Annotated in this window: 20 protein-coding genes; 8 read left to right on the top strand and 12 right to left on the bottom strand. The window is 46.4% G+C overall.

Going from position 1 to position 26,645, the window contains the following annotated elements; all coding sequences use genetic code 11:
- Window positions 1-1,563: an apolipoprotein N-acyltransferase gene (gene lnt / locus ACFQ45_RS15565; protein ID WP_377369337.1), complete on the top strand. Its 1,563-nt coding sequence runs from the start codon at window positions 1-3 to the stop codon at window positions 1,561-1,563.
- A 58-nt stretch (window positions 1,564-1,621) separates the two neighbouring features.
- Here lnt and ACFQ45_RS15560 read toward each other — a convergent pair whose 3' ends face one another.
- Window positions 1,622-2,029, bottom strand: a complete 408-nt coding sequence (locus ACFQ45_RS15560) for an Rpo12/RPC10 RNA polymerase subunit family protein (RefSeq protein WP_377369335.1) — start codon at window positions 2,027-2,029, stop codon at window positions 1,622-1,624.
- Between the two features lie 180 nt (window positions 2,030-2,209).
- On the opposite strand from ACFQ45_RS15560, the gene leuS reads away from it, so the two are divergent.
- The 4 genes from leuS (at window position 2,210) to ACFQ45_RS15540 (ending at window position 8,392) form a co-directional block, all read left to right on the top strand.
- Window positions 2,210-4,657, top strand: coding sequence for a leucine--tRNA ligase (leuS, locus tag ACFQ45_RS15555; RefSeq protein ID WP_377369333.1), 2,448 nt, complete (start codon window positions 2,210-2,212; stop codon window positions 4,655-4,657).
- Between the two features lie 62 nt (window positions 4,658-4,719).
- Entirely contained in the window at window positions 4,720-5,229 is a 510-nt protein-coding gene (locus ACFQ45_RS15550; RefSeq protein WP_377369331.1) for an LPS-assembly lipoprotein LptE, read from the top strand.
- A complete protein-coding gene (gene holA, locus ACFQ45_RS15545; RefSeq protein WP_377369329.1) occupies window positions 5,229-6,254 on the top strand; it encodes a DNA polymerase III subunit delta in 1,026 nt (341 codons plus the stop codon). The genes ACFQ45_RS15550 and holA overlap by 1 nt, the downstream gene beginning before the upstream one ends.
- A gap of 125 nt (window positions 6,255-6,379) precedes the next feature.
- Complete coding sequence (locus tag ACFQ45_RS15540) at window positions 6,380-8,392, top strand: methyl-accepting chemotaxis protein (protein WP_452600468.1); 2,013 nt, start codon at window positions 6,380-6,382, stop codon at window positions 8,390-8,392.
- A 36-nt stretch (window positions 8,393-8,428) separates the two neighbouring features.
- Here ACFQ45_RS15540 and ACFQ45_RS15535 read toward each other — a convergent pair whose 3' ends face one another.
- The 3 genes from ACFQ45_RS15535 to ACFQ45_RS15525 are packed head-to-tail and all read right to left on the bottom strand — an operon-like array spanning window position 8,429 to window position 13,200.
- Entirely contained in the window at window positions 8,429-9,955 is a 1,527-nt protein-coding gene (locus tag ACFQ45_RS15535; RefSeq protein ID WP_377369327.1) for a SpoVR family protein, read from the bottom strand.
- Entirely contained in the window at window positions 9,936-11,228 is a 1,293-nt protein-coding gene (locus ACFQ45_RS15530; RefSeq protein WP_377369325.1) for a YeaH/YhbH family protein, read from the bottom strand. The genes ACFQ45_RS15535 and ACFQ45_RS15530 overlap by 20 nt, the downstream gene beginning before the upstream one ends.
- 49 nt (window positions 11,229-11,277) lie before the next feature.
- Window positions 11,278-13,200 (bottom strand): PrkA family serine protein kinase, encoded by a 1,923-nt coding sequence (locus tag ACFQ45_RS15525; RefSeq protein ID WP_377369323.1) that lies wholly within the window; start codon window positions 13,198-13,200, stop codon window positions 11,278-11,280.
- A 509-nt stretch (window positions 13,201-13,709) separates the two neighbouring features.
- Between ACFQ45_RS15525 and ACFQ45_RS15520 the strand changes: the two genes are divergently transcribed.
- Window positions 13,710-16,322 carry a cyclic nucleotide-binding domain-containing protein gene (locus ACFQ45_RS15520; RefSeq protein ID WP_377369321.1) on the top strand — a complete coding sequence of 871 codons (2,613 nt, stop codon included), beginning with the start codon at window positions 13,710-13,712 and terminating at the stop codon, window positions 16,320-16,322.
- A 79-nt stretch (window positions 16,323-16,401) separates the two neighbouring features.
- Here the strand turns inward: ACFQ45_RS15520 and ACFQ45_RS15515 are convergent, their stop codons facing one another.
- Window positions 16,402-19,005 carry a sensor domain-containing protein gene (locus ACFQ45_RS15515; protein WP_377369319.1) on the bottom strand — a complete coding sequence of 868 codons (2,604 nt, stop codon included), beginning with the start codon at window positions 19,003-19,005 and terminating at the stop codon, window positions 16,402-16,404.
- Window positions 19,006-19,345: 340 nt separating this feature from the next.
- Here ACFQ45_RS15515 and dapA point away from each other — a divergent pair, with 340 nt between their 5' ends.
- Window positions 19,346-20,218, top strand: coding sequence for a 4-hydroxy-tetrahydrodipicolinate synthase (gene dapA, locus ACFQ45_RS15510; protein ID WP_377369317.1), 873 nt, complete (start codon window positions 19,346-19,348; stop codon window positions 20,216-20,218).
- A 69-nt stretch (window positions 20,219-20,287) separates the two neighbouring features.
- On the opposite strand, the gene ACFQ45_RS15505 is transcribed toward dapA, so the two are convergent.
- On the bottom strand, window positions 20,288-21,925 hold the full coding sequence (locus ACFQ45_RS15505) for an NAD+ synthase (protein WP_377369315.1): 1,638 nt from the start codon (window positions 21,923-21,925) through the stop codon (window positions 20,288-20,290).
- Between the two features lie 76 nt (window positions 21,926-22,001).
- Between ACFQ45_RS15505 and ACFQ45_RS15500 the strand changes: the two genes are divergently transcribed.
- Complete coding sequence (locus ACFQ45_RS15500; RefSeq protein ID WP_377369313.1) at window positions 22,002-22,244, top strand: PP0621 family protein; 243 nt, start codon at window positions 22,002-22,004, stop codon at window positions 22,242-22,244.
- Here the strand turns inward: ACFQ45_RS15500 and ACFQ45_RS15495 are convergent.
- From ACFQ45_RS15495 to ACFQ45_RS15470, 6 genes are all read right to left on the bottom strand, one after another.
- Entirely contained in the window at window positions 22,241-22,651 is a 411-nt protein-coding gene (locus ACFQ45_RS15495; RefSeq protein ID WP_377369311.1) for a hypothetical protein, read from the bottom strand. The genes ACFQ45_RS15500 and ACFQ45_RS15495 overlap by 4 nt on opposite strands.
- Entirely contained in the window at window positions 22,648-23,535 is an 888-nt protein-coding gene (locus tag ACFQ45_RS15490; RefSeq protein ID WP_377369309.1) for a hypothetical protein, read from the bottom strand. Before ACFQ45_RS15490 ends, ACFQ45_RS15495 begins: the two co-directional genes overlap by 4 nt.
- A complete protein-coding gene (locus ACFQ45_RS15485; protein WP_377369307.1) occupies window positions 23,532-23,834 on the bottom strand; it encodes a hypothetical protein in 303 nt (100 codons plus the stop codon). Before ACFQ45_RS15485 ends, ACFQ45_RS15490 begins: the two co-directional genes overlap by 4 nt.
- Window positions 23,831-24,340: a GspH/FimT family protein gene (locus tag ACFQ45_RS15480; RefSeq protein ID WP_377369306.1), complete on the bottom strand. Its 510-nt coding sequence runs from the start codon at window positions 24,338-24,340 to the stop codon at window positions 23,831-23,833. Before ACFQ45_RS15480 ends, ACFQ45_RS15485 begins: the two co-directional genes overlap by 4 nt.
- A gap of 56 nt (window positions 24,341-24,396) precedes the next feature.
- Window positions 24,397-25,647, bottom strand: a complete 1,251-nt coding sequence (locus ACFQ45_RS15475; protein WP_377369304.1) for a DUF5610 domain-containing protein — start codon at window positions 25,645-25,647, stop codon at window positions 24,397-24,399.
- A gap of 72 nt (window positions 25,648-25,719) precedes the next feature.
- Window positions 25,720-26,583 carry an alpha/beta fold hydrolase gene (locus ACFQ45_RS15470; protein WP_377369302.1) on the bottom strand — a complete coding sequence of 288 codons (864 nt, stop codon included), beginning with the start codon at window positions 26,581-26,583 and terminating at the stop codon, window positions 25,720-25,722.
- Window positions 26,584-26,645: the final 62 nt, after the last annotated feature.

Genomic DNA, 26,645 nt, shown 5'->3' with positions numbered 1-26,645 from the left:
ATGAATCAAAATGCCACCTTGAACACATTGGACGTTACAGGGTGGCGTTTACGCCTCCTAACGTCTGTTCAACACTCCCCTATTCGCCATACTCTATTAAGCCTTTTATTAGGTGGTTTAAGCACATTGAGCTTTGCCCCCTTTTACATTTGGCCTATCTATCTCATTAGTGTGGCTTACTTATTTGTTCTATTCCAATTTGCGCCTAACAAGCGCCAAGCCTTCAAATTCGGCTTTGCTAACGCCTTAGGCATGTTTGGCAGCGGCATTTCATGGATTTACGTGAGCATTGCCAACTTCGGTCAAGTGGGAATCCCCATTGCCGTTGGCATCACCTTTGGCTTGATCGCCGTCATGTCCATCTATTGGGGATTGCTGGGTACCAGTTTCAAAGCCTGCCAAAACAAGCTCTCAAGTCGCTTCCATATCGTGTTGTTTTGTTCGCTATTTCTATGCTTTGAATGGATCCGAAGCTGGTTATTTACGGGCTTCCCATGGTTATTACCCGGATACATCACTGAACCTAGCTGGTTGTTTGAACTGCTGCCTGTGGGGGGCATTTGGTTTGTCAGTGCAGTGTGCCTAATTAGCGCCGCAAGCCTTGGACACTTTTTCATCCAACCGACGTATCGTTGGCTGATAGTCACAGGGAGTCTTTGGCTTGGAGCCGGAGCGCTCAATTATGCTCCCCCAGCTTATGTGACACCTGTTGAGCAGCATAAAACAACGCTCATTCAAGGTAACTTAGCCCAAGACGAGAAGTGGCTCGCTGAGAACGCTGGCCCTTCCCTCGCCTACTACCAGCAAGCGACAGTTAATCATTTGGACAGTGATCTGGTGATATGGCCGGAAACCGCCATCACCTATTTACTAAGCCAAGTAGAACCCTATCTAGAAAGCTTTTCTAAAGAATTGGCGGACAGTCAAACCACCCTGATTACCGGCGTCCCTGTTTGGGATAAGAACCAAGGCACCTACTATAATAGCGTCTGGGCTACAGGCAATGGCTTTGGACTTTACCAGAAACAAAAGCTTGTCCCTTTTGGCGAATACATTCCTCTAGCGAGCTGGTTTGGCCCAGTGTTTGATTTATTTGGCATGCCCATGTCCCAGTTCAGCAAGGGAGAAGCCAATCAGCCAACCCTACAAGCGGGCGAGTTGAGCATAGCGCCATTTATTTGCTACGAAGTAGTGTATCCAAGTCTAGTTCGGAACATGGTACGAGACAGTGATGTACTGCTTACCATTAGCAATGATGGCTGGTTCGGGGATTCCATTGGCCCATTGCAACATTTGCAGATTGCCCAATTTAGAGCCAAGGAAGCGGGCCGTTATATGATCCGCGCCACCAACACTGGAGTGACTGCCATCATTGATGAAAACGGCCAAATCACCAGTGAACTGCCCCAATTTGTGCGGGCGACGCTGACCGGAGACATTACGACCTTCTCTGGTAATACGCCTTATGTGATGTGGGGGAATGGGATACTGTTTGCCCTAATGGGACTTTTGTGGGGCTTTGCTCTACTCCCAAACAGAAAGCGCAGCGCAGCTGCAGAGTAGATGGATTTAAGTTAAAGGGAGAAAGGGCTTCTCCCTTTAACAAAATTACTTTACGTTACTATTCCCCTTGGAAATAAAGCACGCCGTAGTGACACACTTCGCAAGTGTCTAACACACCCGCTTCATGGGTATTCTCATGACCACAATCCATACAAATATAGCGTCCTGATTGTGCTTCTTTACCCGCCACAGAACAACGCTCTAAGGGCACTGGGTTGTTATTGGCGTGATTCACCAACCAAAGTAATGCCGCATCCTCACGACGATCCAAATCTTCCAGAAGCTCTTCACTTTCGTCTTTAACCAAATGCCAATTCGCATCCACCCAAGCTTCCACATAGCCCATTTGGTCATGCCAATAGGCACGCATCAGTTCCACGTCCTCTAACAACCAATTCTTCGCGCCAGTTAAAGTTTTCTTCGCTTCTTCGACTAAATCTAAGTCATTATTGGCTTCTTTTTTCATAGATTCTACAACTCCATCGTTATGCGCCTTCTAATCGGTGCGGCATCTATATAAAATAGCGGATAATTCTAACTTCTGTTGGTGAACTTGGACCTCTATGGTCGCAAATCAAACTTTTTATGAAATTGTGACGCAATTCACCAAACACTCTTAACGCCTATCATGGGATGACTGATACACATGCAAGAACAATATAGTCCGCAGCAAATTGAATCTGCTGCACAAAACTATTGGGATGACAACAAAGTCTTTAAAGCCGTAGCGGATTCCAACAAAGAAAAATACTACTGCCTGTCAATGTTTCCTTACCCAAGTGGCCGCCTCCACATGGGGCATGTGCGTAACTACACCATTGGTGATGTGATCTCTCGTTACCAGCGTATGCTTGGAAAAAATGTTTTGCAACCAATGGGTTGGGACGCATTCGGCATGCCAGCAGAAAACGCTGCGATTAAAAACAAGACGGCTCCAGCAAAGTGGACCGACGAAAACATCGCCTACATGAAAGGTCAGCTGAAAAAGCTTGGCTTTGGTTATGACTGGGACCGTGAAATTGCCACGTGCAAACCTGAATACTACAAGTGGGAACAATGGTTCTTCACACAACTGGTAGAAAAAGGCCTAGCTTACAAGAAAACCTCCGCAGTGAACTGGTGTCCTGAAGACCAAACTGTATTGGCTAATGAACAAGTTGAAGACGGTGGTTGCTGGCGTTGTGGCACACCAGTTGTGCGCAAACACATTCCCCAGTGGTTCATCAAGATTACGGACTACGCTGAAGAGCTATTAAACGATCTGGATCAACTAGATGGCTGGCCTGAAAAAGTAAAAGCCATGCAGCGTAACTGGATTGGTCGCTCAGAAGGCCTAGAGTTCAGCTTCGCAGTGGAAGGCAAAGAAGAGCGCCTATCGGTTTACACAACTCGCCCTGACACCATCATGGGTGTGACCTATGTTGCTGTGGCCGCGACGCACCCACTTGCCTTAGAAGCCGCAGAAAGTAATGCCGCTTTGGCAGCGTTTGTAGAAGAAAGCAAACACACGTCTACCACAGAAGCAGACCTTGCTACCGTGGAGAAAAAAGGCATGGACACGGGGTTCAAAGCCGTTCACCCAGTGACGGGTGAATCCGTACCTGTTTTCGCAGCAAACTTCGTACTAATGGACTATGGCTCTGGTGCCGTGATGTCTGTTCCTGCTCACGATCAGCGTGACTTTGAGTTTGCTGAAAAATACGACTTGCCAGTGAAGCAAGTGGTTCAGCCTAGTGGCGAAGAGTCCATTGATTTGAGCAAAGAAGCCTTCACTGAAAAAGGCATCCTTTGTAACTCTGGTCAATTCGACGGCTTAGCTTTTGCTGAAGCATTTGACGCCATTGCTGCATTCATGACTGAAAAAGGCATTGGTGAGCGTAAAGTAAACTACCGCCTACGTGACTGGGGCGTCAGCCGTCAGCGCTACTGGGGAACACCAATTCCAACCATCAACCTCGAAGATGGTACTGTGGTTACGACGCCTCACGACCAACTTCCGGTTGAGCTACCGACAGATGTTGTGATGGATGGGGTTAACTCACCTATCAAGAACAACCCTGAGTTCTCTGCCACCACTTACAATGGTCAGCCAGCTGAACGTGAGACGGATACCTTCGACACCTTCATGGAGTCCTCTTGGTACTTCGCCCGCTACTGCTGCCCAGAGTCTGACGAGGCAATGTTGACGGAAGAAGCCAACTACTGGCTACCTGTTGACCAATACATCGGTGGTGTAGAACACGCTATCTTACACTTGTTGTACGCGCGCTTCTTCCACAAGCTACTACGTGATGCAGGGCTTGTGACATCTGATGAGCCATTTAAACGTCTTTTGACCCAAGGTATGGTGAATAAAGACGGTACCAAGATGTCCAAATCTAAGGGCAACACGGTAGACCCACAGGAAATGATTGAGCGATACGGTGCTGATACAGTTCGCCTGTTTATCATGTTCACTGCGCCACCAGAGCAATCTTTGGAATGGAATGACGCGGGTGTAGATGGTGCTTCTCGTTTCCTACGTCGTCTATGGGCGCTGGCTTACCGCCATACCAATGCTGGCACTCCTGGCCAATTGGATGTAGCTGCTCTAACAGCAGACCAAAAAGTATTGCGTCGTAAAACTCACGAAACCATCAGCAAGGTCAGCGATGACGTTGAGCGTCGCCAAACCTTCAACACGGCTATCGCTGCAGTGATGGAGTTGTGTAATGAGATCAGCAAGTTTGAGGATCAATCTGAACTTGGCCTAGCGGTTGAGCGCGAAGCATTGGAATCTGCAGTACTATTGCTGTCACCAATTGTGCCGCACATCGCTCACCAACTTTGGAGCGAGCTAGGTCACACAGATAACGTTGTTGACACCGCTTGGCCTACGGTAGATGAAGCAGCCTTGGTGAAAGACGAATTAACCATCGTTGTTCAAGTACTAGGTAAGAAGCGAGCAGAAATCACGGTTTCTGCCAAAGCTGACAACAAAGAGATCGAGGCATTAGCCTTAGCGAATGAAAATGTTCAGAAGTTCATTGATGGTAAGACGGTTCGTAAAGTGATCGTAGTACCAGGACGTCTTGTGAACATTGTCGCTAACTAATGGCAATGTGAACTCAATTGGGGATGGCTTAACCATCCCCTTTTACTTTTGATGGATTAACTATGCTTCAACGTCGTGCCAACCTCTGGGTCGCTGTACCATTCTTAGCGTTTTTCTTAACCGCCTGTGGCTTTCACTTACGGGGCCAAGCACCGATTCCTGCCGCACTACAGCAGCTGACCTTAAATCTAGAGACCGGCTCACCAGCGTTCGAACGAGACCTGCGTAATGCCCTATCACGGGCTGATATTTCGGTAGTGGATGCCCTCAATGCCACAGCCGACACTTATGAATTGCGCGTTAACTCATTGAGCACCAGTGATACAATTTTGGCTCGGGACTCTAGCAATGACGTTACCCAAGTAGAACGACGTCTCAGCGCTACCTACTTCATTCGGAACAAAGACGGCAAAGCCCTCTACGGTCCACGCAATGTTAGCACCTCCATTATTTTGGGTAACCAGAACGCAGAAGAAAGCACTAAGTCTGCCTACAACGCCCAGCAAATGGAAAATGCTGGCGGCCAACTTGCGGACGAGCTGGTTTATGACTTGAGCTACGCACCACTTTAATGAAACTTCGACCGGATCAACTCAACAGCGCCTTAGAGAAACAACTGTCTCCCATTTATATTATCTCTGGGGATGAGGTGCTGTTGTGTCAAGAAGCAGCAGACAGCATCCGTAAAGCTGCTCACCACCATGGCATTGAAGAGCGCCTACGCTTTGTGGCGGACGCTCAATTTGATTGGCAAGAAGTCATCAACGAACTACAAGCCCTGTCACTGTTCTCTTCCCGCCGTCTATTCGATATTCAAATAGACAAGCTCGGAGAAAAGCACTCCAAGGCACTTACCCAAGTGGCGGAGCATTTGGGACCAGACAACGTGATCCTTCTATCTCTGCCCAAGGTCGACAGCCGCACCCAGCGAGCGAAGTGGTTTCAGTCGTTAGAGCAGCAAGGCACCTTTATACAAGTTTGGCCAATTGACAGCTCCAGACTGCCTGCCTGGGTACAACAGCGAGCCAAAGGCCTTAATTTACACTTGTCCCGAGACGCTGCTGCAATCCTGTGTGAGCGTGGAGAAGGCAATCTTTTTGCCCTATCCCAAGAGTTAGAAAAGCTCGCCTTGAGTCATGGCCCAGGCGCCCAGCTGGATGCTCAAACCATCACTGAAAGTGTCACCGACTCCAGTCGATACTCCATTTATGATTTAAGCGACAGACTGCTCACCGGTAAATTGAAAGAAGCCCTGCACTGCTTACATCAGTTAAGGGCAGAAGGCGTGGAAGACAGTATCTTACTTTGGCTATACAACCGTGAGCTGGCCACCCTTAATCAACTCGGCGCACTGGCCCAGACTCAAGGTCTCCGCCAAGCCTGCCAACAGCTGCGCATTTGGGATAAACGTATCCCTATCTATGAAAGTGCTTTTAGCCGTCATAACCCTCAAACCATTGCCTACATGCAAAGTTACGTCGCCTTACTGGATCAAAGCATCAAAGGGCTAGACGGCCCAGATATCGAGCTAGGGTTTCGCAACCTCACCCTGATGTATTGCGGTATAAAGCCTGTTACAACGGAGTTGGATCTATAACTATGCTCCCTACAAAACATTGACGCGTATCAAAAAGCCACCTAAGTTTACATAAAGCCCCTAGGTTCACTATCCGCTAAAAATTACACTCATTCTTCTATTATTAAAAATATAGGGATGCGTCTATGTCTTGGTTTAAGAGAACGATATTATCGGAAAAGCATTTTGACGTACGCGAGTATTCTCATCTTGTACAAGTCAGCTCCGCTCAAATCAATTCAGAAAACTTATTGCCCTTATCTTTCGGCCACACTGGCACACAGCTGATACTAGCCTTCATTTCACCTCATTTAGATTTTGAAAACGTGGTGAAGCAGATCCAAGCAGCAACCCCCTTCTGTCATCACGTCATAGGAATTATGACTGCCGGGGAGCTAAACAGCTGTCAAGCCAACCTGTATCAAGAAGCAAGCAACACTTGGGACAATATCGTACTGCAAAGCTTCAGTGCAGACTTATTCGAACAAGTCTGTATACACACGATCCCTCTGCACTGCGAAGACATGCGCAGCGGCAATATTAAGTTAACCAAGGAAGAGCGCATCCGGGCTATTGAGCAAGAGTTTCGCAACATTCAACTCCCCTTCCCGATCCACTTTAATGATACCTTCGCACTGACATTTATCGATGGTTTATCTGCCTCAGAAAACTTCTTTATGCAGGGTATGTACGCCACAGACCTTTTTCCATGTCATTTCATTGGGGGATCCGCAGGAGGAACCTTCGATTTTAAGGAAGCTCTGGTCCATGATGGTACTAAAGTCGCCCATAACTGTGCGGTTGTAGCCTTTGTTAAAATGAAGCCCGATACACGTTTTGGTATTTTAAAGACCCATAACTTCGAGCGTACATCAGAATCCTTTGTGATCGCGGAGGCAGATGCCCTTCGCCGAAATGTCAGCACCGTCATTTCCAAGAAGAGCGGCAAGATCGTAAACATAATTGAGCTTCTGTGCGAACATTTCCATTGTGCCCCAAACGAGCTAGAGGGCAAGCTATCTGGTTATACCTTTGCGGTCAGCATTCGCGATGAATTGTTCATCCGTTCCGTAGCAGCCATTGACACCACGGCAGGCTTGATCCATTTCTTCTGTGATTTGGATTTTGGTGATGAACTGATATTAGTTAAAGCAAAAGATTTTGTGCAAAGCACCCAGCAAGCCTACAAAGACTTCATGCACAATAAACCTAGTCAACCTGTGGCAATGATCGCAAACGACTGTATTTTACGTCGTGTCAATAACACCACAGACCTGAATAACATCAAAGCTTTTAAAGATATCAAAGCTGGCGGTTACTCTACCTTTGGGGAAATCCTTGGTATTCATATGAACCAAACCCTAACGGGGTTATTCTTTTTCAAACATGAACCTGGGGAATCCTTTCACGACTTCTTTGTCGATAACTTCCCTATTCACTATGCTAATTTCCGTGAATATTTTGTTTTAACTCAGCTAAACAGTAAGGGACAGCTAAACAAACTACAGTCAGACTTGATCCATCATCTATCCGAATACCGTCCTTTACTGCAGGAAGTAACGGGTAGTTTTGAACGTGTGACAAGCTACTCCCAATCGACGCAGGATGTCATTACTGAGGTGACGGGGGAATTCTCTTCTTTTAGTGACGCTATTCAAGCTCAAGAATCCGATCGAATTGAAATGATCAACAATGTCAAAGAGCTTAAGGAAAATGCCGAACGTGTCCTTAGTATCTTAAAAGTCATCTCAGGCATTGCAGATCAAACGAATTTATTGGCTCTAAACGCAGCCATTGAAGCAGCTCGAGCGGGAGAAGCGGGTCGAGGGTTTGCCGTAGTCGCCGACGAGGTACGCCAACTTTCCCAAAATACCCAACAGAGCCTAGATCAGACCGGTGAAACCATTAATGCCGTTGCTGGCTCCGTTACCTCAATTGAAAAAAGCATTGAGAAGATTGATGCCTTTATGGGGAAACTGCTTGAAAGCACCACCATCTTATCAAATCAAGTAAGTAGCTTAAGGGACACCTCCAACATGGCCAGCCAGGATGTGCAAAACAGCATTGATGCCATTCAAGGCATGAGTCATAAGGTTGTAGCCATCGACAATGAAGTGTCAGTCATCGAGCGATTAAAAACCACCAATAACTTAGAGTGACCCTATAACTAACAAGGCCTCTAAAGAGGCCTTGTTTTATTCTGACACTTGTTCGTCATCACAGCGATAACTCTGGGATAAGGTATCACCGTCCCATGACTCCAAGATCACATCAAACCCCCACAGACGTTTAAAGTGCTTAATCACTTCCTTAGTATCTTCATTTAGAGGGCGACCTTGATCCATGGTATGTTTCAAGATTAAACTGCGATCCCCGTAGAGATTCACCTTTTGCACCTGAATATTCGGCTCACGATAACTCAAGTTATACTGCTGCGCTAAACGCTGACGAAGGGCCTTAAAGCCTGTTTCGTTATGGATCTCCTTCACTTCCACAAACGGATCCAACACATCATTTTCGATGCCAAAGAATCGGAAATCACGCATCACCTTCGGGGATAAAAACTGCAGGATGAAGCTTTCGTCCTTGAAATTCCGCATGGCGAAATCCAGCACCTCAAGCCAAGGCTTGCCGACCACATCAGGAAACCAATAGGCGTCTTCTTCTGTGGGGGACTCACACATGCGCTTAATGTCAGAGTAAATTGCAAACCCTAACGCATAGGGGTTAATCCCCGAATAATAAGGGGAGTCAAAACTAGGCTGGTACACCACACTGGTATGGGATTGAAGAAATTCGAGGATAAAGCCCTCTCCTACTTTGTGCCGGTTATACAGCTCGTTCATGAGCGTGTAATGCCAAAAAGATGCCCATCCTTCGTTCATGACTTGAGTCTGGCGCTGAGGGTAAAAGTACTGAGCCATCTTACGCACGATTCGAATCAGTTCTCGCTGCCATGGCTTTAGCAAGGGCGCATTTTTTTCAAGAAAATAAAGTAAATTCTCTTGGGGCTCCGCTGGAAAGACCCGCTCTCGCTTCTCTTTCTCTTCTGCTTTATCTAGTACCGGAATGGTTCGCCACAAATCGTTCACTTGTTGCTGCAGAACTTGCTCCCGCTCGTCTTGGCGAGCCCTTTCTTCTGATAAAGAAAGTGGCACTGGACGCTTATAGCGATCCACACCAAAGTTCATCAGCGCATGGCAAGAGTCCAGAGTCAGCTCCACTTCTTCGATGCCGTATTTCTCTTCACACTCCAAAATATACTTCTTGGCGAACACTAAGTAGTCGATAATCGCCGAGGCATCGGTCCAGGTTTTAAACAGATAATTCCCTTTAAAAAAGGAATTATGACCATAGCAGGCATGGGCGATCACCAGAGCCTGCATCATCATATTGTTCTCTTCCATTAAGTAAGCAATACATGGGGAAGAGTTAATGACAATTTCATAGGCCAACCCCATACGGCCACGTTTATAATTCTGCTCCACTTCTAAAAACTGCTTACCATAGGACCAGTGGTGATAACCCAAAGGCATACCAACAGAGGCATAGGCATCCATCATCTGCTCTGAGCTAATGATTTCAATCTGGTTGGGGTAAGTATCGAGGCCGAATTCCGCGGCAATTTTGCCAATTTCTTGATCGTATTGCTCAATTAAATCGAATGTCCAATCTGGCCCCTGAGACAATTGGCTCGGCATATCAGTGTTTGCTCGACTCATGCTGCCTCCTTTGGAATAAATCTCGGAAAACTGGGTAAATATCCCCCACATCGACGATATGCCGCATGGCAAAGCTTTTTGGGTGAGCTGACTGTATTTGCTCGTAGACGTGCCACAAGCTTTGATGATCCCTAGGGGTAATTTCGATATAGGTGAAGTACTGCACCAAATCAATAATGTCTTCTTCTAAGATTTGTTTACAGATCTTAGAATCATCGTCCCAGTTGTCCCCATCTGATGCCTGAGCCGCATAGATATTCCATTGCTCCGGTGAGTAGCGGTCTTTGACAATTTTATCCATCAGCTTCAAAGCACTGGAAACAATCGTGCCCCCCGTTTCTCGGGAATAGAAAAACTCCTCTTCCGTGACTTCTTTGGCACTGGTGTGGTGGCGAATAAACACCACATCGATTTTTTCGTAATTACGATTTAAAAATAAGTACAACAAGATAAAGAAGCGCTTCGCGACATTCTTGGTTTCTTGGGTCATGGAGCCAGACACGTCCATGATGCAAAACATTACCGCTTTGCTACTGGGTTTAGGTTCTTTAACGTGATGGTTGTAACGTAGATCGTAGGTGTCTAAAAACGGTGTACGCTCGATCTTTTGTTTCAACAAAAGTATTTGCTCATCCAACCATACCAATCGGGCTTTTTGCTCGGGTGAACTTGCCTCCTCAATTAACTGCTCGCGTTCCGCCTCAACCTCCGCTAATTTTTTCCGTGAGCCACTGCTCATCACCATGCGGCGAGCATAAGCATTGCGCATGGAGCGTACGATATTGAGCTTAGATGGCGTCCCTTCAGACACCACGCCAGCATGCTTTAAACTGAACTCTTTTAGCTCTTTTAGATCTTTACGCACAAGGTTAGGAAGCGCTAAGTCTTCAAAAACAAAATCCAAAAACTCTTCTTGGGAAATCTGGAAAACAAAATCGTCCTCCCCTTCCCCTTGATTAGACGCATCACCGCTACCACTGCCCTGACCCTGGCCTCCTTGGGGTTTATTAATTCGATCCCCAGGCGCAAACTCTTTGTTCCCCGGGTGAACGATAGAACCAGTCCCCCCTTGGCCGTGGCCAAAGGTGGGTTCATGAATGTCCCGCTTAGGGATGGTAATTTGTTCCCCTCGATCCAAATCCTGAATACTGCGCTGATTGACAGCCTCTTCAACCGCTTTACGGATATGCGCTCGATATCGACGCAAAAATCGCTGACGATTGACGCTGCTTTTGTGCTTCCCATTTAGGCGGCGATCAATTATGTAAGACATGCTTGCACCTCCTTTCTCGACCGTTTTTAGGCAACAACTTCACAACTACCTATTGGGATTTACGCACACGCAAGTACCACTCAGACAGTAAGCGTACTTGTTTTTCAGTATAGCCACGCTCCACCATGCGTTTCACAAACTCATTATGTTTACGCTGATCTTCACTGGAAGACTTGGCACTGAAGGAGATGACTGGCAACAAGTCCTCTGTGTTGGAGAACATTTTGCGCTCAATCACGACTCGAAGTTTCTCGTAGCTGAGCCAGCTAGGGTTGCGGCCAGCATTATTAGCACGGGCCCGCAGTACAAAATTCACCACCTCATTACGGAAGTCTTTAGGATTACTGATCCCTGCAGGTTTCTCGATTTTCTCAAGTTCATCGTTGATGGAAGAACGATTTAAAATGTCCCCAGTTTCTGGATCTCGATATTCCTGATCCTGTATCCAGAAGTCCGCGTAGGTGACATAGCGATCAAAAATGTTTTGACCGTATTCAGAATAAGACTCTAGGTAAGCGGTTTGGATCTCTTTCCCAATGAACTCCACATACCTAGGGGCGATAAACTCTTTTAAGGCCCGCAAATATCTATCATGGCGATCTTGATCAAATTGCTCCTGCTCGATCTGTTGTTCCAGTACATACATCAAGTGGACTGGGTTGGCCGCCACCTCTGTGGGATCGAAGTTAAACACTCGAGATAGGATTTTGAAGGCAAAGCGCGTCGATAAGCCGTCCATCCCTTCGTTTACGCCAGCAGCGTCTTTATATTCTTGTAGGGACTTCGCTTTGGGGTCTATGTCTTTTAAAGATTCCCCGTCATAAATGCGCATTTTTGAGAACACACTGGAATTTTCAGGCTCTTTTAAACGGGACAATACGGAAAACTGAGCCAGCATTTTCAGGGTGTCAGGGGCACAAGGAGCCTTATCAAGAGAAGAGTGTTCAAGCAGCTTCTGATAGATACTCATCTCTTCTGTCACTCGAAGACAATAAGGCACTTTGACCGTGTATACCCGGTCGATAAAGGCTTCGTTGGTTTTATTGTTTTTAAATGCTTGCCACTCAGATTCGTTGGAGTGGGCAAGGATAATGCCATCAAATGGAATGCTCCCTAGCCCTTCTGTGCCGTTAAAGTTACCTTCTTGTGTGGCCGTCAATAATGGGTGGAGCACCTTAATAGGCGCTTTAAACATTTCCACAAACTCCATGATCCCGCGGTTACCCCGGCAAAGACCACCAGAATAGCTGTAAGCATCAGCATCGTTTTGCTCAAAGAATTCCAACTTACGAATGTCTACCTTACCTACTAAGGCGGAAATATCTTGGTTGTTTTCATCGCCAGGTTCGGTTTTAGAAATACCAATTTGTTTGATCGCTGATGGGTACACTTTCACCACACGAAACTGTTGTATGTCCCCACCATATTCTTTTAAGCGTTTTGAGGCCCAAGGAGACATGACCCCTTTTAAGTAACGCTTAGGGATACCGTACTCTTCTTGGAGAATATCGCCATCTTCATTGACATCAAATAAAGATAACGGTGACTCAAACACAGGAGATCCTTTAATGGCGTAAAACGGCACGGACTGCATCAACTCTTTAAGCTTTTCTGCCAAAGAGGATTTACCGCCCCCCACAGGCCCTAATAAATACAGTACTTGTTTAGACTCTTCCAAGCCTTGGGCAGCATGGGTCAGGAAGGCCACGATTTTTTCAATGGAATCTTCCATGCCATAAAAATATTCAAATATTGGATAACGCTTAATCAATTTGTTTGAGAAGATCCGACTGCTTCGTGAGTCCTTGGAAGTATCAATAATCTCTGGCTCACCTATAGCTTTGAGGAGTCTCTCAGGCGCCGAGGCGTATGCGTCAGGATTGGATTTACATAGGGTCAAATACTCGTCGAGTGACATTTCTTCTTCTTTTTGAGCATCAAAACGAGACTGAACATGATCAAAAATACTCATCGCGGCATCCCCTTGTATGTCATTGGGCTCGCGCAAAACGCAGCGGCTACCCAGAAATCGACCGAACTCTCACTAAAAAAGAGCACCATATAATCGGCGAAGATACTTTAGGTGTAGCACAGTCTAGGGACTACTCAAGGAAGAAATAGGCGCATTTACATTTATAAACTTTCGGTAAAACAAAGTGATAGTCGTTTAAGTACCTGAAAACTAAGCATTTCAAATGCTGTTTTTTGAGATTAAGGATATTAATTTGCATAGTTATGTTGCGTAGGGGGATTTTGAGCCCAATTTTTGCTTCTATAGACAATGAACTAACAGGAGACAATCCTTGCTAGTACTTTCACAACACTAGGATTTTGTAGTAATTTAACGAAACAAATGGTTCTTCTTTGGACGCAAATTGTGTCTATATTCCGTTACGCAGTAATAACAAAGCCGTGCCATCTCAACTTTGCGTTGCCACGCTTCACTGCGATAACCTCATACCTCGTGATTAAGGTGGCCTAATGGATTTATCAAAACACGTAAGCGCTTTCCCTTTTATTCAGGACGCTTCTGACAACGTTATAAAGACCCTCACAGAACTGGCCCAAATTAAAACACTTAGCGCCGGCGAGGTGCTTGCACGACAATTCGAAGTGGGCACCCATCTCTATTTTATTATGTCGGGTGAAATATCCATCTCTATTCCTTTACAGGACTCAGGCAAGTCTTATCACGTTGGTTTGCTAAACCAAAAACTTGCCCCGGTAGGCTGGTCTGCCTTTCGCCATCCATCCCGTTATGCCACCAGTTTCCAAGCCACTAAGTCGTCAGAGTTGATTTATTGGCCCATTGTGGAGTTACAAAAGCTTTTAGATACTGAGACAGAGTTTGCCAATGCATTCCTGTCTTTTGTTTACCGGGAGTCTTTGCCCGTATTAACCGGCATTCAAAACTTGACCCGTCCATTTTTTGCCAACGAGTCGCTGGCATTTGACGAAACACGTCCACTGATTAATCCAGAATTACAAAACCAAACCATAAAAGACTCCAGCGCCTTTTTATCCAATACGGCCTTTTTTGATGGTTTCACCCAAACTGAAATTCACGCATTAGCTAAACATGCCTCTATCCTATTAGCTCACCAAGGTGACATTCTTTCTCAGCAAGATCAGCAAGAAGATGGCTTGTACTTCCTTGTAAAAGGTAAGGCTATTGTGAGTTACCAAACTGAATCTGGTGACATCATTACGACCCGAACCATTGCTCGGGAAGGCACTGTACTGGCTTGGTGTACTTCCGATGACAGCCAGCGTAATCGTGCCACGATTATTTCATCTCGAGACACTACGGTTCTTTTCATAAAACGGGACGACTTACTCAGTGTCTTTGAGCAGATGCCAAAATTGGCCATCAAGTATTGGTACCGTCTCATTTGGCTAATCGGCACTCATTTAGTGTCTGCCCGCATGCGCTATCTATCACAAATAGCTGGCGATGAAGTACTTGCGGTAAACAGCATGATCGAGCAAAGCGCTGCGGTGTTGCCCGTCAGCTCACCGCTCTACAAGGTGGGTAATTTATTAAAAAATGCCGTCACCACAGATGAGGCCTTTGGTGTCTTGTACCGTTGCCTGCACTTTGGCTCCCGTATCGAGCGTACGGTGGCAGGTATGAGTCTAGATATTCTTAAAGACCTACAACGGGAGAATGCTTTCTATCGTAAGCTGGCTAGCATTTACGATATGGTTAACACCATGTCCCCTGATGCAAATGCTATGGATGTGCGCCGCTTAGGAACGGAACAATTTAAACAAGCCTTTGCTCAAGTGCCTTATGTGATCAAAGGCTTGGAAAACCTACCTAAGAAACAAGGCAGTCTGTTTATTTATAATCACCTACTAGGCTCCCATGCCACACAGCTAGCAAATGGCTTCCGCTACTCCTTAGATGCCCAGTTCATCAGCTCCATGATCATCTCTAAGCAATATGGCGTATCTGCCCAGCGCGTTGTGCGCCGTAGCAAACAGCATGAATACTGGCGCGATGATTACTATGAGCGCTTTGGCAATATCTTTGTGGACAGCTGGGACTCTCTCACGAAAGGCACAGAAAGCTACGATAAGTTTCTTTCTGAAAGTCAGGCAACGCTTAGTAATAACACGCCCCTATTAATTTCGCCGGAAGGCAAAAGCTTTGCTACTCAGGAATCCCCAGGGGAGTTACTGCCTTACGTATTTGAGTTAGCGGGATCCTTTGGTACTGAGCAAGAGCCATGGATCGTGCCAATTGCCGTTGCCAACTTTGATAAACGAGCTGATCACAACATCTACAGCGTGGTCATCAAGCCAGCGTTTCGTATTTCTGACCGGGTGGACGTCAACGACTCCGAAGCATTGAATGCTTTCTTAAAATCTTATCAAGCTGAGTTTAGAGAAGCGGTACAAGAAGCAGAAGATCTTGCTAAAGAAGTGAAAAAATACCCCATACTCAGCGGCCAAAATGGCTGTAAGTCCAATGTTCTAAGCGTGAACCAGCTGGATATCGAGTTTGAATCAGACGTACGTGAGTTAGAATTCCGCCTTGCTCACAAGCTCTATAAAGAGCCCCCTGTGGCATTTTATGGCAGCTCAACCATCAAGCTTTGGAATGACTTTGAGCCGACATTTGGCAGCCACTCAGCGATTAATTTAGGTTTCAGTGGTGCCACCATCGAAGCTTGCGTGTATTACTTCGAGCGCATTGTGTTACCACGGGCACCAAAAGCCTTAGTACTTTATGCTGGTGACAACGACATCAGCAATAAACACAACAGCAATAAAGTCATTGATATGTACGTGAGCTTGCTAGAGAAAGTAGATCGCCATCTACCGGGCACGCCAGTGGCCATTTTAGGTGTCAAAGTGAGCCCTGCTCGTTCCGACATCAGTGCCACATTGGACAGCACGAATAAGATGCTCAAGCAGTTAGCTAAGACTCGTCCGAACACATATTTCATCGATACCAATGCGTTATTGTTGAACACTGATGGGACAATTAACGAGAAGTTGTTTGAAAGTGACCGATTGCATCTTAACGACAAAGGCTATCAGGCATGGAGTAAAGCCTTAAAGGATCAGACTAAAAACATTTTCTGACCTAAAACACAAAAGGGCTTGGTGTGACGCACCAAGCCCTTTTTCATTTCAACCAGCAGTTCTTTTAGTTAGCAGTCCGTTACTGGGGCAGCAGAAAGTGCTTAACAATGTCCTGGGCAGAACATGGACGGGCAAAGAAGTAACCCTGCAAATACTTACAACCAAAAGAGCGCAACAGCTCCCACTGCTCTTTTGTTTCAACCCCTTCTGCCACCACATCCATAGATAGACTTGTGGCTAGCGCGATAATGGCACGGGCCACATCTCGGTCATAGTCATCCGCGGTGATGCCATCGATAAAGCTTCGGTCAATCTTTAGAGTATTGGCATTCAATTTTTTCAAATAGCCAAGAGAGGTATAACCCGAACCAAAATCATCGACTGACGCTTTAACCCCCATTTTTAGCAACTTATTGAGCACTTCAGTGGCCTTATCTGGGTCCGCCATAATCGCAGTTTCAGTGAGCTCTATATCGATGCAATTGGCTAAAAACGGATAGCGACCTAACACGTCCTCAAACACATTAACTAGCTCCATACGAGTCACATGGGCGGCAGAGATATTCACAGAGATGGGCAACAAGGGGAGCCCCATATCCTTCCAAGTTTGCTGCTGTTTCGCTACGGAATTCACCACCCAGCGATCCAGCTCCAATATCACATTAGACTCTTCCGCAATGGAGATGAAACGATCAGGATAAATTAAACCCAAGCGAGGGTGTTGCCAGCGCACTAAGGCTTCTAATCCAGTCACCTTGCCCGAATCAGACTCCACCTTCGGCTGGTAATGCACCAGCAACTGGTTCTTGGTAATTGCATCACGTAAATCCGATTCAATTTGGATTCGTTCCGGGGTAGCATTTTCTAAAAACTGGCGATGCCAAAATACAAAACACCCCTTGCCTGATTTTTTCGCTTCATAGAGAGAAATATCCGCATAGCGCATGGCGCTGACTAAATCGACCGCATCAGAAGGTAAACTTACAATCCCCATGCTGGCACCGATATAAACCTGTGTATTCAAGACTGAAAATACACGGGATAACCCGTCAATAATGGCCTGACCTATTGCCGCTTTCTCTTCATCAGACAATACACCCACCCAAAGCACCACAAACTCATCGCCCCCCTGGCGGGCAATGAGAGCTGCTTGAGGCACCACCTCTTTTAAACGCTCCCCGACTAAGTAAAGCAAGCGATCCCCAGCGTGGTGGCCTAGGGAATCATTAACGAATTTAAATCGGTCTAAGTCCAAATAGTACAAGGTCAGTGGATTGCGACGAATCGCTCGGGAAGATAACTTTTGGGAAAGAAACTGCTCGAATTGAAAACGGTTTGGTAAGGCCGTTTGGGAATCAAAATAAGCCATTCTATGAAGCTTTTCTTGTGCATTTTTTGATTCAGTAATGTCATTAAAAATGGCGATGAAGTTAGTGATCCGGCCTTGATCATCTCGTAAGGCTTCTAGAGACAACCAAAGGGTTTTTTCAAGCATTGCAGGGGCAGTAAAATAGACTTCTCCAGCCCAATGATTATGTTCAACCACATAACGCCAAATTTCATTAATGGACATATCTTGCGTCCATGCCGTCTTTAACCGGTCATTAATCCCCTGAGGAAATTCATCCATACTCAGTTTAAAGATATCACTGGCCACTTCGTTAAAATCAATAATATTTCGCAGCCGATCCATCAAAACATTTCCCTGCATGGATGACTGGAAAAAGTGAGACGACACTTTCACAAGGTGCTCTGAGGTTCGCAGGTCTGAAATGTCTTGCAGTACCCCAACGATCCGATCTGGCTCCCCATGGGAGGCCACCTCTAACCCACCACGTAAAATCACATGGTAACTTTCCCCATTCACATACAACTGCAACTCGGCTGTGATAGTGGTCCCCCGAGCACGGCATTTTGAAAACTGTTTAATAAGATCTCCACGGTGCTCCACCGCAACCCAAGCCATCACTTTATCAAACGACCATTGGGCACCCTGCTCAGACAGACCTATGAGTGCAAGCAACTCAGGGGATAAGGTAAAGTCAGAGGCATCCAAATTAAATTGCCAAGCCCCCATTTTCGCCATCTCATGAGCACTACTCAACTCACTTTGAATGGCTTCGATAGAATGGCGAGTGCGACGTTCTTCAGTAATGTCTAACAGACTCCAAAGACGGCCGATTAGTTTTCCATGACGTTTTCGAGGGCGCACATTGTAACGAATCCAGCGACCATCATTCAGCAGCAACTCGCCGGAAAAAGCCTCAGTTTGTGCGTGACTTCGCTGAAGAAACTGTAGGAAATTCTCAGGGTTTTCAAGAAAGGTACCAAAGATGTCTAAAAAACCAGACATTGAAATCTCCCCGCCTAATGAGTCAGGAAGCTGCCAAAGGTCTCCAAATGCATCATTAAAGACTAATGCATTTTTTTCAAAGTCCACCAGCACTAACGCTTCAGAAGCAGAAAAGAAAGTCGCTTCAAATAATTCTAGGTGAGAGATTGCAAAACTTTCGCGCTCCTGTAAGACATCAGAAGCAAGATCTACGGAACGCTCTAACAATACAATCTCATCATCTTTTTCACTAATAAGAGTATCGAGCGCTTGAATAAAATCGTAAAAGTTGTCTTGATCACTGTGCTCTGGAAAGAACTTATGCAGTAATTCTTCTAATTTTTTATGCATTATCCCCTCAAACAGCTGGCGGAATCCCGAGCAAGACGCATTCGGGCGCATTTATGCTAATTAATTTCAATTGGAAATTCTAATGTTATTCCACTCTTTTTATAGTTTTATTGATTGACTCCGTAATAAAAAAACGTCAGCATCAGTGTATTAACAAACTTTCAAAGAATTTTTTAATGTCTCTAGTTACTTCTTTAAAACGCAACGGCGATAAACGTAAGGTTAAGAAACTTTACGATGCTGGCGTGCGGATGTAACTTTTAATTCCCGACAGCATGTATGCTGACTCGGGACCTCCTCAAAGCCTACATGCTGTCAACAACCAAACAGAGGTAACAGTATGTTTCACGGCGCGATCACTGCACTTATTACACCCTTTCGCGACAACCAACTGGATGAAGATGCCCTACGTAAAATCGTACGCTGGCAAGTCGACTCTGGCATTGATGGCTTAGTACCGGTCGGAACCACTGGCGAAACGCCAACACTCAGTGCAGCCGAGCACAAACGAGTGATCGAGATTACGGTTGAAGAGGTTAATAAGGCTGTTCCTGTGATCGCCGGAGCGGGCTCCAATAACCCAATCGAAGCCGTTGAATACGCGCGCTATGCTTCCGAAGCCGGAGCGGATGCCACTCTTCATGTGGCTGGCTATTACAACCGCCCAAACCAACGGGGCATCTACGCACATTTTAAACATGTGCACGACAATACTGATCTACCTATCGTTGTTTACAATATTCCCCCACGTGCTGTGGTGGGTGTCGATGTTGCCACCCTAGCTGAGCTTGCCAAGCTGCCACGTATCGTTGGCGTAAAAGATGCGACGGGGGACCTTACTCGCCCCATTCGCGAGCGGGCCTTGATTAACAAACCTTTTAGCTTCCTAAGTGGCGACGATGTCTCTAGCGTTGCCTACAATGTTGGCGGCGGCAATGGCTGTATTTCTGTTTCAGCAAACGTTGCCCCACGCCAAGTTGTTGAGCTACATAGGCTGTGCCGTGAAGGAAAGTTCACCGAGGCCGCACTACTTCAAGACAAGCTTTTCGCCTTGCATTCAGCGCTATTTATCGAGCCAAACCCGACCGGCGCAAAATACGCTATGTCTCTCCTTGGTTTGTGTTCGGAAGAATGCCGCCTACCTATGATGCCATTGGAAGACAGCACCAAAGCCGCGATTCGTGCCGCGATGGAATCCTTGGAGTTAATCTAACTCACCAAATTAAAAAGGCAGCCTAGGCTGCCTTTTTAATTGTGATCAATAATCAACACTCTTCAGTGGTTATTCACCGATGTGCCAGCCATTTGTCATAGGGTAACGACGATCTCTACCAAAGCCTCGTTCCGTAATGCGCACACCCGTTGGCGCTTGACGTCGCTTGTATTCATTCAAGTCCACTAGACGTAACACACGGTACACAGTCTCACGATCAAACTGGTTACTCCCTAGAATAGCCTCTGCGCTCATATCCTGTTCGATATACATGCGTAAGATCTGATCCAGAACCTCATAACTAGGTAACGAATCCTCATCTACCTGATCAGGGGCTAACTCAGCACTTGGCGGACGGGTAATAACACGCTCAGGAATCACATAACCTAGGGTATTACGGTACCAACTCAAGCGGAAAACAAGGGTTTTAAACACATCTTTAAGTACCGAATAACCACCTACCATGTCGCCATATAAGGTGGCATAGCCAACAGCCATCTCACTCTTATTACCTGTGGTCAGTACCATGTAGCCTTTTTTATTAGAGATTGCCATCAAGGTCACACCACGAGTACGGGCTTGTAAGTTCTCTTCAGTGGTATCTCGACCATACCCTTCAAATTCAGGGGCAAGGGTGTTCATAAAAGCCGTCACCATAGGTTCAATAGGCAATACACTGTATTCAACCCCCAGCAATTTGGCTTCTTCTTCAGCATCCTCTAGGCTCATTGAGGAAGTGTAGGTATAAGGCATCATCACCGCTTGAACACGATCCGCACCAATCGCATCAACAGCCACAGCCAAAGACAAAGCCGAATCAATGCCACCACTTAACCCCAACACAATGCCTTTGAAACGGTTTTTCTCAATGTAGTCCCGTAGTCCTGTGACCATGGCTTGGTAAACGCTTGCCTCAACTTCCATCGCCGGAGAAATCTCTCCAGGCATAGGGGCCACCCGATGCTCACGATCTTCAGCCACAGTGAAATCCACCGTATATAGGCCTTTTTCGTACCAAGGGGCTTGGCGAACTTTAACGCCTTTAGCGTCCACCACAAATGAACCACCTTCGTAGACCAATTCATCTTGAGCGCCCATGTAGTTCACATAAACAATTGGCAAACCATTTTCACTGGCCCGTAGTTGTAGCAAACGCTCACGAACGCCCATTTTTTCAATATGGAATGGGGAGGCATTCAAGTTCAAGATCAACTCAGCACCCGCGTCTTTCGCTTGGGCAATAGGCTCTGGATGCCAAATATCTTCACAGATACTTAAGCCAACTTTGGCTCCCTTGATATCGACGATACAGGCGGTCTGACCTTCGTTGAAGTAGCGTTTGTCATCAAACACTTGGAAGTTAGGCAGCTTCTGCTTGGCGTATTCTCCTAGGATATCTCCTTGATAAAACACACCAGCACAGTTAAATAGCTCCCCATCTATGACTCTTGGGTAACCCACCACAACATAAATGTCATCTACCCGGCCTAAGATGTCACTAATTGCTGATTCAATTCGAGTGGCCAGACTGGGACGCAATAGGAGATCTTCCGGCGGGTAGCCAGTCAAAGTTAATTCAGGGAAAACGATCACATCTGCTTTTTGCTCGTCTCTTGCCTTTATAGACTGCTCAATCACAGATTCCGTATTGTTCTTGATATCGCCCACTAGCATGTCTAGTTGGGCCATGGCTACTCGTATGGTCATTTCGTTGCTATCTCGAAAGCTCTGTTAGATGATATGGGCTTTATTGTCGTGGAATTACATAACTAAGGTAAAGGGCATGATCGTACGTTTGTTATTTTTTGTGTTGGTTTTTGCTATTTGCTGGATAGTTTATCGCCAATTCACCAAAGCAATTGCGGGAAAGAATAAGACTCCCGCCAAAAAGAACAAGGACACTCAGGAAGAAGCCATGGTCAAATGTGCCCATTGCGGAACCTTTGTGCCAACCAGCCATGCCATTTATGACCAACACCAAACCCCTTTCTGCTGCATCGAACATAAACAAGAAGCTAGCCGTTAAATCACTGACAAATGGCTCCAACTGGTGCGTTGTTGCTGACGCCACCAACAACGAGCCGTCACCCTATCTAATGATGCACACCAACGCTCAACTGGCAATTTAGAGTGTTGGTGCGCTTGATAAAAGACGGTGGTTTGCCGATTAAGGTCCAATGATTGCCAAGAAGATTCATTCAAGGAACAAAAGTCTACGCAGGCACTCATGCTAGCCTGCCCCATTGAAAGCCTTGATTCAAGGGCTTGAAGAACTTCATGCCATTGACTGTTTCCCCCATCCAGCTGACGCTGTTTCAACCAAATAGATTCTCGAGTTAATGACTGACTTTGATGATGAAGTTGCCATGTGATTGCCGCAATAATCAGAAGCACTGGCAAGGACACCCAGCCACGCATCTGCCGTAATCTCACAAGACACCACCCATAGGTACAATGAGGCTTCCAACTGAGCGACAGGATTCATCGAAGCGCCAAGTGTCACCACGCAATGTTCGATGGGTCTGTTCTGAGCTTGGTTTCATTTGACACTCAGGCAGTTGAATCAGGTACTCAATCAAAAGCCCCATCATCTCTGATACCGGATAAATACCATAGCGGGTAACAATTTCATCCGATCGACCATCTTGGTCTCGATCTAATATTGGGTAAATACGCATAGCGTGCAAATTGGGGAAGAGCTCAATCCCATTGCCCCCTCGTTCAGGCTTGCGCCAAAGGGCATTTTGCTCAAGTTTTCCCTTTGCAAGATACCAATAAAAATCCGACAAAGTACCAACCAGCACAGTGTTATTTAACCCCTGCTGGTTCCCTTTAATTGACGCAACAAATGCCCCATCGGCCTGCGCTAAAACAGTTGCTTGCTGGCTTCCCGAACAAGCACTCACCTGCAGCCTTTGGCCAATGCTAATGCCATCACAAGGCAACCTAACTGAGAGCTTATCCCCTTCTAGCTGGCCATAAGCAGCACATGAGCCAACATCTGCCCCCCTAAGCCAATCTGACTGATGCTCGAAAGAGGATTCAGCAATCCCTTTTGGTCGATTAAAGCTACTACCAATTTCGATGGTGCGACCGTCATCAGAGCATCCAAACCTGCCTAATCTCTGCCATTGGGCATAAAATTGATCCTCTACGCCCCGCTGGAGTGCCATATTGGCTAATAGAGATTCCTGTGTTTTGCCACTATCAGACAAAACGCGAGTCAGAGGAATGAGAGTCCCAAAGACAACAGCTATCAAAGCGAGCCCCACTAGCACCTCCACCATGAGAAAGCCCCGCACTCTAGAAGGAGTCATTGGTAGAGACCATTTTGCAATATGCGTTTAAGCTCAGCCCCGCGGCAATACTGGCAGCTTGGGCCTAGGGCCGACTCTCCTTCCATGGGTAAATGGATATCGAACAGTAGATTAACTTGCTGCTGAAAACGCTCTCGTCGTTCCAGGTCGTGGCTTTGTTTTAGCGCAATTAAACGCTGATTCACGGTCGCTCGGCTGTCTTGGTAAACAGACATTACCACAGCCAAAATAGAAACCGATAACAACACCTCCAACATAACCCAACCTGAGCTTCGACGGGCACTCTTATAACCACTCATCGGCAAGCCTCCGAGTAGTACACATCAGGGTCCAAGTATGCTCGGCCGCTTTGACTCACCACAATTCTTAGGGCCGGATCCCCCTTGGAACACAGATAAAATGAGCCATTTTGATAGGCAGATAAGCCTGTTGGCAGAAATACAATGTATCTGCGGTAAACGGGGAAACCACGCCAAATAATCGTGACCGACGGGAGAAAGATACCACCTACATAAGCAGCGCTGGAGGAACGCTCAGGAGAAAGATAGACATAATTAGACCAGCCTCCATCGCATGATTCCCCACCACACAAATACACTGGGCGACCAGAGTGAATGGCTTGAGAACGGGCTCGATCAATGAGGCTAATCAAGGCCAAAGCTTGATCATGCAGCACTTCGCGTTGACGCCAAGACGCATAATAATCGTAAAGAGTTTTTGAAAGGCCGGACAATGCTAGAAGCGACAACACAGTCACCACCACCAGCACCTCCATAAGCGTAAAGCCCTGTTTGGAGCGTTGCATGACACATTCCTTATGTCTTACGACGCCCTAACATCCTGTCAGGGCGTTAACACCTACTAGGCTGGTTCAGAACTCATGGGTTCTGAAGACTCTGTATCTGAAACAGCCTCTGATTGGGAAGCGATCAAATCCGTGATTCGGGCGATCATCTCTCGTTGATATTGATACATTTCATCCATGCTATCAAGTTTAGAGGCCTGTTCTTCGCGCATGGCCATAATGGCATCCAATGCCGTCGTAGCCGCATCGCGAAAATCTTCAAAAATTTCAGCCGTCTTCTCAGCAAAGGATTCCAGAGCATCACGGTAGGCAACTAAAGGCTCTTGCACGGAACGCATGCCTGAGTTTTGACCGTATGCAGACACCGCTTGAGACGATTTAGCCGTCTGAGATGTACTCAGTGTCATCGAAAACGAAGCTAAAGTGGAAGCATCGAATCCCATATCAAAACTTTTCTGTATTGCACCGGCTACATCACCACTAAAAAACATGTCTGAAACAGAACCCGCTGAGGCCATCATTTCTTTAATGGCGGCTAATTCCGTTTCATTAAGATCTCCCTCTACGGAAAAATCAAATGCAAACTCTTGAGTCTGACTTTCATAGCGAACATAGTTCACGTCATCATCACTAACACTGATCGCTTGCCCAGAGCCATTAGACTGTAGTGCGTACAGGTTAAAGCTGACGATGTCCCCTTCTCGAGTCTTAATCTCAAACTGAGACGAATCTTCGCGGGTGTAGGATTGACTGCTGACTGCTGTCAATTGAGCAGCTTCGACTTGTGTATCACTGTCTAAAAACAGTTTTTCTAAGGCATCGAAACCGTCTGCAACCAGCGTCTCAGTCTCGCTAATACCTTGCTCCACTGGGTCATTTAGCCACCCTAGTGCTTTGAGTTTCTCGGTTGCATCCTCGACGCCCTTCTGTACAGCTGATTTGGCAGTCTCTAGTACCTCAGATAAACGTTCGGAGTCCGCACCATTCTCCTGTAGGTTCTCTAAATAATTACCTACGTGAGACAAGATGCGCTGGGCAACGTTTTCAGGGGAGTAGTCATTTTTAGCGGAGGTAGAATTTGAAGACTGGGTCGTCCCTGTTTCTGCATTAGCACTAAACGTATACTGAACCTGCGTTGTCACACTCTTCTGTAAAATACTCATGCTACGAGACACGCCCGTTGACGGGCTATAGCCGTCGCTACCCCATGACTTTACAGCCTTTTGACTCGCCTGACTGTCTGCCGCCCTTCCTTGCGACAGATAGGTCGACGCTAAATCGCCTAAACCTTTCAATGAATCCGACATATCCCCTCCGAGCGCTAAAACCCCAATTTTGTATACTTATCGACCAGCAGAGAAAAATCTTTAGCATATTTTTTAAACAAAAAGTATTTTTTCTATTCGCGCGGCAATTTGTCGTGGTTTTTGAAAGGGTAAAGAATGATCACACCCTGTCATCATGTGATGCTGCCAACGAGGGTGCTCCTGGGCTAAGGCATCATAATGTTCCCGAAGAAGCGGGTGACTTAACTCCCCTGAAAACAGTAGCACTTGATCCGCATGTTCAAGCAAGTCTTGTCGCAAGCTCGGTTCATTACACATACGCTCCACATAATGAGTCACCGCGTCCAGCGCATAACTGAAGCCAATGGGACGGTGTGCTAGCCGGCTTTGAGTGGTGGCCTCTGCCACCGGATGCTTACGTCGATTTGGCGACACCCCATCCATAAAATGAGCAATACCTTGCTCTACGTCCCCTGTTTCACGAATAGTGTTCGATGCAAGCTTGTAGCGCTGTCGCACATCAGCCAATGTTTGTAGCGAAGCCCTATCTAAACCGGCAGGTTCTAGCAAGGCCATGGTATGGGTATTGCCAGTCTTGGTGGTAAGTGAATGATTAAGGTGTAGCGCCACCAATCCGCCCAGAGAGTAACCAATCGTGTCGAAGGTCTGCCAATTAAGATGGGCAAGCAGCTTCTCAATGTCATCGGACAATTGCTCTACGGTGAGCTGGGCTTCCTGTTTTCCTTGATAAAACGATTCCCCCATACCATTTAGATCAGGCACTAAGAACCAACGCCATTGGGTCAAGTACTCTAACATTGGCCCCCAGGTTAACTCCCCCGCCACCCCTGCACCGTGAAGCATTAAACAACAGCGATCGGTTTTGCTGTTGGGGTTTTCAACCACTCGATAGGCCAACTCAACTTCATCAAGGTGTAAAATTTTTGTCTCAAACACTTTAATTCTTCCTACTTGATCCCACGTTTCAGGTTACTATGGGCACAAATCACTTTTTTGAA

Source organism: Rhodanobacter aciditrophus, from assembly GCF_042679525.1.
GTDB classification, from domain to species: Bacteria; Pseudomonadota; Gammaproteobacteria; order Pseudomonadales; family Marinomonadaceae; genus Marinomonas; species Marinomonas aciditrophus.
This window is presented reverse-complemented; position numbering and strand designations above follow the sequence as displayed.